1 protein-coding gene is annotated in these 292 nt (G+C 72.3%); it reads left to right on the forward strand.

The features are described from left to right. Positions 1 to 49: 49 nt before the first annotated feature. Positions 50 to 292 (forward strand): hypothetical protein (locus MD536_RS21045; RefSeq protein WP_239603765.1); only part of this gene is annotated, 243 nt, incomplete at its 3' end.

A 292-nucleotide genomic window follows, 5' to 3' on the forward strand; every position in this document is an offset into this window, starting at 1 on the left:
CAGGTGGATGCGCTCGTTGCTCACCGGACCGACGGTACCGTTCCGGGGCATGAGGATGCTGTCATCCCAGGTGGCCGAGGCGACCGGCGGGACGCTGGTCGGTCCGGACGTCGAGGTCGACGGCGCGTCCTTCGACACCCGCGCCCTGACCCCCGGGCAGCTCTTCGTCCCGATCGTCGCTGAGCGCGACGGGCACGACTTCATCGCCGCCGCGATCGTCGCCGGCGCCCCCGCCTACCTGACGAGCGCACCGGTGGTCGACGGGAGGGGTGGAACGGCGATCGTCGTCCCC

This window comes from Flavihumibacter cheonanensis, assembly GCF_022352215.1.
Taxonomy (GTDB): domain Bacteria; phylum Bacteroidota; class Bacteroidia; order Chitinophagales; family Chitinophagaceae; genus Flavihumibacter; species Flavihumibacter cheonanensis.